This is a genomic window from Butyricimonas sp. DFI.6.44 (genome assembly GCF_022132345.1).
Classification (GTDB): domain Bacteria; phylum Bacteroidota; class Bacteroidia; order Bacteroidales; family Marinifilaceae; genus Butyricimonas; species Butyricimonas muris.
Genome location: NZ_JAKNJD010000034.1, coordinates 1 through 741, shown reverse-complemented (window position 1 = coordinate 741; position 741 = coordinate 1). Strand labels below are relative to the sequence as shown.

The following is a 741-nucleotide window of genomic DNA, read 5'->3' as shown; positions in this document are numbered from 1 at the left end:
CAAGTGACATCCCGGAACAACCGGTTCAATTCTTTCGCCGACAAATCATTGTAACAACACTTCACGATATGAATCTTTTCCGCTCTTTCGGCAACCCGCAATTTTTTCAACCTGTTGAAACGGCAGGCGAGCGTGTGCAACTTGAAACAACGGGACAAATTCAATTCCGTCAAGTAATTGCAATCACATTCCAACCCCATCAAACCGGAACAACCCGACAAATCCAGTTTACGCAAATTGTTACAAGAACATTTAAGGTAATACAAACGCGGGCTATCGCCAAGGTACAATTGCCTCAGACCGCAATCTATACAAAAAAAATGACCTAAATGGACACAATCCCGAATCCTGACACTCGTCACGGGGATATGCTCGATAATGAATTCCGATAACCGCGTGGCGGAAACGGTCACCGTGACCACGCGATTAACCCCGCGGTACGAGTGTTCACAATAGGGTCTTTTAGGTGTCCGCCAGTAATCCGAATCCTCAATACCCGGCTTGGGTGTGGCGTAACATTCACGGCTCCCGTCACCCCAATCCACGGTACACTCGTCCGCGTACGCGTAAAATCTTATTTCCTTAGTTTTTCGCGTGTTGACGACTATCTCGATTTTTTCTTCCTGTTGTTCCATACTTCATTATTTAAGTTAGTAAAAACGGGAGAGGGCAAAACGTCATACCCTTCTCCCTTTACGCGGGTGGTAGTCGCGTATGGCTCCCGCGTTCCTGTATTCTAAG

General features: G+C 46.8%; 1 pseudogene. It reads right to left on the bottom strand.

Annotation, left to right across the window (positions count from 1 at the left end):
- Positions 1-635: pseudogene (locus L0M98_RS22525) on the bottom strand (hypothetical protein); the annotation flags it as partial.
- Positions 636-741: the final 106 nt, after the last annotated feature.